Origin of the sequence: Lysobacter sp. TAB13, from assembly GCF_052113885.1 — a bacterium.
GTDB lineage: Bacteria > Pseudomonadota > Gammaproteobacteria > Xanthomonadales > Xanthomonadaceae > Lysobacter > Lysobacter gummosus.
Genome location: NZ_JBFRDR010000279.1, coordinates 1 through 410 on the forward strand (window position 1 = coordinate 1; position 410 = coordinate 410).

Annotated in this window: 1 protein-coding gene; it reads right to left on the reverse strand. The window is 62.4% G+C overall.

Annotated features, from left to right (window positions below; genetic code table 11):
- Positions 1–410: citrate/2-methylcitrate synthase (locus AB4Y92_RS26170; protein WP_441822275.1), on the reverse strand; the 410-nt coding region annotated here is incomplete at both ends.

The window sequence follows — 410 nt, forward strand, 5'->3', positions numbered from 1 at the left end:
GTATACTTGTAGGCCATCGCGGCCAGCGTCGGCAGCTTGGCGATCATCCGCATCGACGCGATCATGCGCTGCTGCGGATCCGAGATGTCGGTCGAGTCGTGATAGAAGGCCGACATCGCGCCGACTGACGCCACCAGCACCGCCATCGGATGCGCGTCACGGCGGAAGCCCTGGAAGAAGCGGGCCATCTGCTCGTGCACCATGGTGTGGCGCGTTACGCGATAGTCGAAATCCGCCTTCTGCGCCGCTGTCGGCAGATCGCCGTAGAGCAGGAGATAGCAGGTCTCGAGAAAGTCGCCATGCTCGGCAAGCTGCTCGATCGGGTAGCCACGATGGAGCAGAACACCCTCGTCGCCGTCGATATAAGTGATTTCCGACTCGCAGCTCGCGGTCGAGGTGAAGCCGGGATC